The organism is Lutibacter sp. (assembly GCF_041562875.1).
Classification (GTDB): domain Bacteria; phylum Bacteroidota; class Bacteroidia; order Flavobacteriales; family Flavobacteriaceae; genus Lutibacter.
This window is the reverse complement of sequence record NZ_JBFFOE010000095.1, coordinates 1-8,922: the sequence shown is the minus strand read 5'-3', so window position 1 is coordinate 8,922 and position 8,922 is coordinate 1. Positions and strand designations below refer to the sequence as shown.

The window sequence follows — 8,922 nt, the reverse complement described above, 5'->3', positions numbered from 1 at the left end:
CATTCTTCTAATTTGCCTGTTTAAACCTTGAGTTAAAATAATTCTGAAGGTAAAATCAGTCAGTTTTTCAACGATACATTTTTTGGTTAACGTTCCTAAAATAGGAATTCCTTGACTCATTTTTTGAATAAAATCAGTCGTGATTTTTTGACGAACAGTTACAATATATTCTTTTTCGTGATTATTTCCTGCTCGAAGAATCTTATTTACAATATCACCGTCATTGGTTAAAAAAATTAAACCTTCTGATGGTTTATCTAATCTGCCAATAGGGAAAAGACGCTCAGGATGATTGATATAGGTTATAATATTTTTACGTTCTTTTATATCCGTTGTGCAAACAATCCCAATAGGTTTATTAAATGCAATATATAAAGTTGTGGGTTTAACTTGTAAAAGTTTACCGTTAATTTTAACTACATCACCTTCAGCAACACGATTTCCTAATTGAGTAGGTTTCTCGTTAATTGTTACTTTGCCCTCTAAAATTAACTTTTCAGCCTCTCTACGAGAACAAATCCCAGTACTGCTAATATATTTATTGAGGTTAATTGAATTTTCGTTCGTATTTTCCACACATAGAATTTTAAAGTGGCAAAGTTACTAAATAATGTTTTGTATTTATTTCAAAGAAACACTAATTATACTTATCCCGTGAGCATCTTCTAATTCATTATTTGGAATACCAGGGCCTATTGAAAATTGGATACTTTCACTATTTTTAATATCAAAATTTGAACGAATACCATGCTCCAAATAATATGATAAAAAGCTTGGATAAGGTCTTGGAAGCGTAACTGTTTTTACAGGGCTTAAATCATTTAGAGAAAGTTTGTATTCTTTTAGTTCAGTACCAATTTCAATAATTTTCCCAAATGAAGAGCCATCATTCATTACAAATGCTATTTGCAATTTACAGGGTTTGTTATTTAAAGCGCGGCCATAAAAGATAAGATTTTCTTTTGAAGATAAATCTGTTTTTCGTCCTTCAATCTTATCTAAAATAAAATGTTTGAAACTATAATCATAAATTGGTTCGGCATTTAAATTTTCATTGTCCTGCACAAATAATTTCTCAATATTTAGTTGATATTCTGCTTCATCTTCATTTTTGGTTGGTACCAATTTAAATGTATTTCGCCATTCTTTAACCAATAAATCAGCATCTTTTTTGGCATTAAAAAGATAAATAGGATTTGAATTAGGAACAATGGAAATTTCATAAGTACTTCTTTCGTAAAAATCCCAATCATTAGGTTCGCCTTCTAAATTTGCAGGGAATGTTATAGACTCATCTTCTTCTTTTACAATAATTTGATAATTTAAATAACCCGTTTTTATTATCTCAGATGGTATTTTTACGGAATAATTATACCCATTTTTTTTCATGGTAAGAATTTCTCTTTTAAAACCATTATATGACCATAATTCAACTTTTTCAGGATTTTTTTGAGCTACAATTTGAGCTGTGATTTCCAATTCACTATTCTCTGAAATTTCTTTAACAGGGATGTGTTTTAAATATGTTTTTGTTACATTACTCTTCGGAGCAAAAAAATCATTTAATTTATTATTTTTCCATTCATCTTTTGAAGACCAATTTTTAGAAATTCCTTTTTTACTTAAAATATAAGTTCCAGGCATGATAGAAAACGAGGTTTTATAAATTTGTGGAGAAAAAATATTTTCATCATTAATTGCTTCAATACTAAAGTTTGAACCTAAATCATTTAGGTTAATTTTCATTTTCCACGCTGCCCAATTTACAACTCCAATAATTTTTTTAGGACTATTGTGTCCAAACGGATTGTCTACCCAAACAGCATCGGGCATTACTTCTAATCTCCAAACACCTTTACTTAACTTATCCAAAAAGTAAGCGCCTTTTCCTTCATAGTTAACTATTTCAGAATTTCCAAAACCGGCTATTTGATTAAGTTTCTTCTCATTTAATGGTTTTGTAGAAGTGTTATTTGTATAAATAAATTTATGGGTTGAATTATACTCTGCTAGGTCATTTTGATAATCAACTTTGAAATTATCAAAAGAGGTATTGTCAGGATATTTTCCAAAGTTTTTATGCATTGGAATTTGATGAAACGCTTCAGATGTAATCATTAAACTCAAAGCTTTTTGAGGTGTATAAACCAAATTCATATAATGCGTATTGTATTCGGTATTTACATTTGCAGAATACGTTGGGTCGTAGGCAAAGTGTGTGGCAATTTGAATGCCAGCTTCTCTAAAACTTCTTGCCATAGCAGGATAAATATAGGATTTTCCAACATCGGCTGCATCAAATTCATAAACCAATTTTGCTCCTTTGTGTTTTTTTATCATTTCTTCAAAAGGAATTTTATACGCATCCACGTTAGGTAAAAGGTTCCCAGATAATTCTCTTTGATATCCTAAACCCGTTGGATACCACTGAAAGGTTCCACCTTGAATACCACCACTAAAATAAGCATCTGCAAAATGAACAGCGTGACTTATATTGTAAAAAATTGGTTTTTTAGTTCCTGTTTTACGTACTGAATTTGTCATTCCTTGCACAAATTTAGTAACACTTTCAGCATCACCTCTATGATGTGGCTCATTGCTAATTTCAAATGCAATAATATTTGGTTCATCTTTATAAGCAACTCCAGTATATGGATTCACATGGTTTAAAAACTGAAATAAATAATTTTGTTGTGCTTTTATTGCTTCAGGATTCGTAAGACAGTCATTTTTGCCATATTTATTTGAAAAACCTGGCATGTTTTCATCAGGCTCTGGCCAACCGTTTCCCCAAAAAGCAATTGGGGTAATAATGAAATTAATATTTTTTTCTTTTAACTTTTTTAATAAATAATCAAAAGCGTCTAAATGTTCATTTTCTATAAGGTTTCCAAGTGTGTCACTTATTTCTGTATCCCAAACATGAATACGGTATAAATCAAATCCAAGACGTGAGAAATGATACACATCATTGTCTATTGCTTTTTTGAGATTAATATTCAAATGTTTTGCTGTGCGATAACCATGTGCGAAAGGAACCGTATAGTTTACACCAAAACCATGAACTTCTTCATTGTTTTTTGTCCATTTCATAATTCCATTAGTAGCTACATAAACTTCACCTTTTGAGGATTGACTTTGAGCTATAGAATTTCCGAAACTTAACAAGAAAATAACCAATATTATAACTAAATGTCTTTTTAAATTTTGGATAAAATTTTTCTTAAGGATGAATGATGTGCGTATCATAATGCTTCTTGATATTATAGTGTAATTTTTATAATCTAAGTTAAATTTAAGAAAAGCCCTCTTTCAGTATAGAAAGAGGAGAATTTCAAAAAGATAAAATATAGAATTTTAACTTGTTATATTTTATTTCCAAAAAAACGAATAAAGTGCCACTAAAATAATCATTACTGCAAATGCACCAATATTAAAAGTTGGTGACGTTTTAAATAATTGTTTTGTTAACGGAATTCCTTTTTCATCATCTTTTCCTTTGTGTTGGAATAAACTAACTGCTATTATTACAAGTGCTGTTAATAGTACAGTATATGCCATTTGATCCATAAAAGGAATATTTACAAAAATTAGATTTGTAGACCAGCCATTTGGTGCAATTTTAAAGTACATTGCAATTGGAATTGATGCCAAGGCTCCAATAATTGCAGCTTTATTTGTTGTTTTTTTCCAAAATAACCCTAGCATGAATACGGCTAAAATACCTGGACTCACAATCCCAGTATATTCTTGTATAAATTGAAAAGCTTGATCTATACCTCCTAATAAAGGGGCCATAATACTACCAATAATTAATGCTACAGCAGCTGAAATTCTTCCAACATTCACAGTTGTTTTATCACTTGCATTTTTATTAATGTATTGTTTATAAATATCCATTGTAAAAATGGTTGAAGTAGAATTTAACATAGAGGCTAATGAAGAAACAATAGCAGCAGCTAAAGCTGCAAAAGCAACACCTTTTAAACCTGTAGGTAAAAATTGCAAGAGCCAAGGATATGCCTTATCAGCTTGTTCTAATGTTGGTAAATTCTTTAATCCTGCTTCACCTAATCTTGCCATAATCTCAGGATCATTCACCATAACATAAGCAGCTATTCCTGGAATTACAACAATTAATGGAATTATTAATTTTAAAAATGCAGCTAATAAAATTCCTTTTTGAGCTTCTTTTAAAGATTTTGCAGCTAATGTTCGTTGAATAATGTATTGATTAAATCCCCAATAGTATAAATTAGCTACCCACATTCCACCAATTAATACTCCAATTCCTGGTAATTTGTCATAATAAGGGTTAGATTTATCAAGAATCATTGCAAAACGATCAGGTGCAGCTTCATATACGGTTTTTAGACCAGCGATAACACCTTCACCATTTGAAACAGTATTTAAAGCTATATATGTTGTTACCAATCCACCCAAAACTAAAAATATCACCTGAATAACATCTGTCCAAGCAACAGCAGAAAGACCTCCATATAATGAATATGCAGCTGCAAATAGCGCTAAACCAATAACTCCATAAATCATGGGAATTCCCATAATGGTTTCTAAAGCTAAAGAACCTAAATACAAAACAGAAGCTAAGTTGACAAAAACATAAAGTCCTATCCAAAAGACAGCTAAAATCGTTTTTAAGTTTGTTGAAAATCGTTTTTCAACAAACTCAGGTATTGTATATAATCCCTTTTCAATAAAAATTGGTAAAAAATATTTACCAACTATTATTAGTGTGATTGCAGCCATCCATTCATATGAAGCTATTGCCAATCCTAAGGCAAATCCAGAACCAGACATTCCAATAAATTGTTCTGCTGAAATATTTGCTGCAATTAAAGATGCTCCAATAGCCCACCAAGGCAATGATTTACTGGCTAAAAAATAATCTTCCGCGTTTTTTTCATGTCCTTTTTTATCTCTTGAAACCCATAAACCTACTCCCAAAATTAATACAGCATAAGCTATAAAAATGAAATAATCCCAAAATCCAAAGTTTGTTGTCATAGTTGATTGTATTATTTTTTTAAATATAGTTAATTAATTTAATAAATTAGTTTGCGAATCATTTGTGTAGCAATTTCAGCAGTTATATCACGTTGAGGCGATCCAAACATTTCATATCCTACCATAAATTTTTTAACGGTAGCACTTCTTAATAATGGTGGGTAGAAGCTCATATGCCAGTGCCAATGACTATGATCTTGATAATTTGTTGGTGCTTGATGAATTCCACTTGAGTATGGAAATGAGCAATCAAATAATTTATCATATGCTTTTGTTAATGTTGAAATTGCTTCTGCAAATTGTGCTACTTCTTTAGGTGATAAATTGCTGATGTTTTGTTGTGCTTTTTTAGGAAGAATCATTGCTTCAAAAGGCCAAACTGCCCAAAACGGAATTAACACTAAAAAAGTATCATTTTCAAATAGAATACGTTCTTCTTGTGCTAATTCTTGTTTTACATAGTCTTCTAAAATGGTGCGTTTGTTTTTTTGAAAATATTCAAGTTGATTTTTATCTTTTTTAATTACTTCATTTGGTAAAGATGATTGACTCCAAATTTGTCCATGAGGGTGCGGATTGCTACATCCCATTACGGCTCCTTTATTTTCGAAAATTTGAACGTAATTTATTCCATCTTCCTTTCCTGAAATTTCATATTCCTCCTTCCAAGTATTTACTACTTTCCCAATAGCTTCCACTGACATTTCTGCCAAACTTTTAGAATGATCTGGGCTGAAACAAATTACTTTGCAAATACCTGTTTCACTCTGAGCTTGTAATAAGCCATCATTTGTAATAAATAATTTAGAATCTTTTTGCAGTGCTCCAAAGTCATTAACAAAGGTAAAGGTACCTTCATAATTTGGGTTTATTTCACCATTAATTCGTTTATTTCCTGCACATAAATAGCAACTAGAATCGTGTGAAGGTCTTGTTTCTTTTGAAATAATTTCTTCTTGTCCCTGCCAAGGTCGTTTAGCACGATGTGGAGAAACCAATACCCATTCGCTAGTTAAAACATTCAATCGTTTGTGTGAATAAACTTGTAAATCTGAATTCATTTTTTGAATGATTGGTGCTTATTGTTTTAATAAATGTGTTCCTTCTGAAATTTCTACAAAATAAATCGAACACTCATTATTGAATTTTTCATGATATAATTCTGAGACTTCTTTCACAAAATTTGGAGTAGCTTTTTTTGAAATTATGTTTATGGTGCAACCGCCAAAACCACCACCCATCATTCTTGCTCCAATCACATTCAAATTTTCTTTTGCTTTTTTTACCAAAAAATCTAATTCTTCACAACTTACTTTATATTGATTTTGCAATCCGTTGTGCGATTCATATAGTAATTTTCCAAGCATTAAAATATCATTATTTTTTAGCGCCTCTACTGCTTGCTGTACTCGCTGATTTTCCTGAACAACATATAGTGATTTTTGATAATCTTCTTCTGAAATTTTTGATTTTATTTGAAGTAAATCTTCTTCTGAAGCATCTCTTAAAGCAAAAATATTAAGCAAAGAAGCTACTTTTTCGCAAACTGAACGTCTGTCATTATAAGCGCTTTCACTTAAACTATGTTTTACATTTGTATTTATTAATACCAGTTGATATTCTTTTAAATCAATGTTAATTTTAGTTGCTTCAAAAGTTCTGCAATCCAAAAAAAGAGCTCTGTTTTCTTCCCCAAACATACTGGCATATTGATCCATAATACCGCAGCGAACACCCACATAATTGTGCTCAGCTTTTTGCGATATAAAAATCATTTCTTTCTTTGTTAAACCCAACTTAAAAAGTTCATTTAATCCATAAACAATACTATTTTCTAATGCAGCAGAAGATGACAATCCTGATCCAATAGGAATATCTCCACCAAAAACAATATTAAAAGCTTTTATTTCAATTCCTTTTTTTTGAATTTCAGCAATCACACCTAAAATGTAGTTTTTCCAACCTCCATTTTTAATGGGGTCTAAATTTTTTAAAGAAAAGGTATATTCTTCATTAAAATCGATTGAAATTAAAGTGCAAAAATCTGAATCGCTTTTTTGAATAGCTGTTATAATACCTTTATTGATGGCTGCAGGAAAAACAAAACCTTCATTATAATCTGTATGTTCTCCTATCAGATTTATTCTTCCAGGCGATTTAATGAAAATAGGTTTGCTTTGAAACTTCTCGATAAATACTTTTGTAATATTTTCTATTAAAATGTGATTCATAATTGCGTGTCTAATTTTATGTTCCAATCAATTACAAAAGTTTCTCTTGGTTTTAATAGTTTTAAACCAAGTTTATTATTAAAACTGTTTGGGGCGGCTGTCATTGGTTCAATTGCTATTGTTCTTCTTTCTTTTGGAGTGTATAATTGTAAATAATTTTCTTTGGAAGACGAGTTTAATTTTATTGTATAGTTTGGTGTTGTAAAAGTAACGTATTCATTTTCAAGAATAAAACAATCATCTAATGGTGTGTCTTTAATTTGAAGTAAATCTTTTTTTAATATATGATGTTCAATTTTTACAGGAATCATTTTCTCGTTGAGTTCCATTTTTTTATAGCTTTTAAATTTTAAAAAACTTTCGCTTAGGTTGCTACTATAAAAATAAGGATGCCAACCAATACTGAAAGGAAATGAATTTTCATCTTCATTTTTAATGGTTACTTCAAACGTAAGAGCTGTTTTAGTTAATGTGTATTTTAAAAAAACAGTATAGTTAAATGGAAATCCTTTAGGCTTTTTGGTTTCGATATAACTTAGAGTAACCGATGCAAAATCTTCTGAAATATTTTGAGTGTAAATTTTGAAATTTTTATTAAAAATAAGTCCGTGTAAAGCATTGTTTTCTTCTATCTGATTTATTTCCAATTCATATGCTGTTTCCTGAAACGTATATTTCCCATTTTCAATTCTATTTACAAATGGAAATAATACAGCTGAGGCATATGATTTTTCATAAGTAATAGGAAGTAAACTCTTAATAATTATTTTTTTTTGAAGTTTCAATTCTTGAAGACTTCCGCCAAAATTTAAATATATTTTAGCTTTAGAATCTCCATTTGAATTCTTTAATTCAATGTAATTTAAAGCTAAAACTTTGTTTTCTATGTAATTAATTTTAAACAAATTATTTTTTAAGTTAAGTTTTACAATGAGTTTCTTATAATTAAACTGGTAGGGTTTTCAATTTTCAGATCTTCTTTATTAAGAATCATTTGAGCTAAACGATTGCCCATTTTTTCAAAATCTGTTGAGATTGTTGTAATGCCACCTTCAACAATTTCTTTTAACAAAGTATCATTATAAGAAATAATCCCAATATCTTTTGCTAATAGTAATCCCTCTTCTTTTATTTTCTTTATAATGAGTATCAAGTTTCGGTCATCTGGTATTAGGTATGTTTCTCCTTTTTTTGGTGTTCTGTTTTTAATTGAACTCACAATTTCATTCTTAAATTTATTAGAGCCACAAAATTTTTGAAATCCATTCAGCATTTTTTGTGGCTGTTTGTTTTCCTGAAAAAGTAAAATTAACTTGTTATATTTTTTTAAGAGCTCTACACTATTCGTTAGATTGTCAAAAACACCATTTTCAAAATTTTGATAAATTGCGGAATATTGATATAATTCTGGATGAATCTGGTCTAAAATATAAACATTATTCTGTGGTAGCTTTTCAATAACATCATTTGTGTTTTTTAAATTGGCAGGCATAATTACATAATAGTTGTAATTGCCAATATTGTCATAAATTAATTTACTAAAAACATCGAAGTTAAAGTGGTGAAAGAAAATATCCACTTGTATATTGCTATCTAAACTGCTTAAAAAGGAATTGTACAAATCCTCTTTAAAGGAATTTAATTCATCAAATAAAAGAAATATTTT

At 29.6% G+C, this 8,922-nt stretch carries 7 protein-coding genes; all 7 read right to left on the bottom strand.

Translation table 11 applies throughout. The features are described from left to right. Window positions 1-576: pseudouridine synthase (locus ABY863_RS11195; protein WP_372794845.1), on the bottom strand; the 576-nt coding region annotated here is incomplete at its 3' end. A gap of 45 nt (window positions 577-621) precedes the next feature. Then, complete coding sequence (locus tag ABY863_RS11190) at window positions 622-3,168, bottom strand: hypothetical protein (protein WP_372794843.1); 2,547 nt, start codon at window positions 3,166-3,168, stop codon at window positions 622-624. Window positions 3,169-3,372: 204 nt separating this feature from the next. Further along, complete coding sequence (locus ABY863_RS11185; protein ID WP_372794841.1) at window positions 3,373-5,025, bottom strand: sodium/sugar symporter; 1,653 nt, start codon at window positions 5,023-5,025, stop codon at window positions 3,373-3,375. Window positions 5,026-5,063: 38 nt separating this feature from the next. Next, complete coding sequence (locus ABY863_RS11180; RefSeq protein ID WP_372794839.1) at window positions 5,064-6,086, bottom strand: UDP-glucose--hexose-1-phosphate uridylyltransferase; 1,023 nt, start codon at window positions 6,084-6,086, stop codon at window positions 5,064-5,066. Window positions 6,087-6,104: 18 nt separating this feature from the next. Further along, entirely contained in the window at window positions 6,105-7,256 is a 1,152-nt protein-coding gene (galK, locus tag ABY863_RS11175; RefSeq protein ID WP_372794837.1) for a galactokinase, read from the bottom strand. Continuing rightward, window positions 7,253-8,161: an aldose 1-epimerase gene (locus ABY863_RS11170; RefSeq protein WP_372794835.1), complete on the bottom strand. Its 909-nt coding sequence runs from the start codon at window positions 8,159-8,161 to the stop codon at window positions 7,253-7,255. Before ABY863_RS11170 ends, galK begins: the two co-directional genes overlap by 4 nt. 20 nt (window positions 8,162-8,181) lie before the next feature. Further along, window positions 8,182-8,922, bottom strand: a 741-nt coding sequence (locus ABY863_RS11165; RefSeq protein ID WP_372794833.1) for a substrate-binding domain-containing protein, incomplete at its 5' end; no start/stop codon positions are given.

Excerpts from the sequence above, each read along its gene's own strand:
- ABY863_RS11185 (WP_372794841.1), bottom strand. The coding sequence starts at position 5,025 with ATGACAACAAACTTTGGATTTTGGGATTATTTCATTTTTATAGCTTAT.
- ABY863_RS11180 (WP_372794839.1), bottom strand. The coding sequence starts at position 6,086 with ATGAATTCAGATTTACAAGTTTATTCACACAAACGATTGAATGTTTTA.
- galK (WP_372794837.1), bottom strand. The coding sequence starts at position 7,256 with ATGAATCACATTTTAATAGAAAATATTACAAAAGTATTTATCGAGAAG.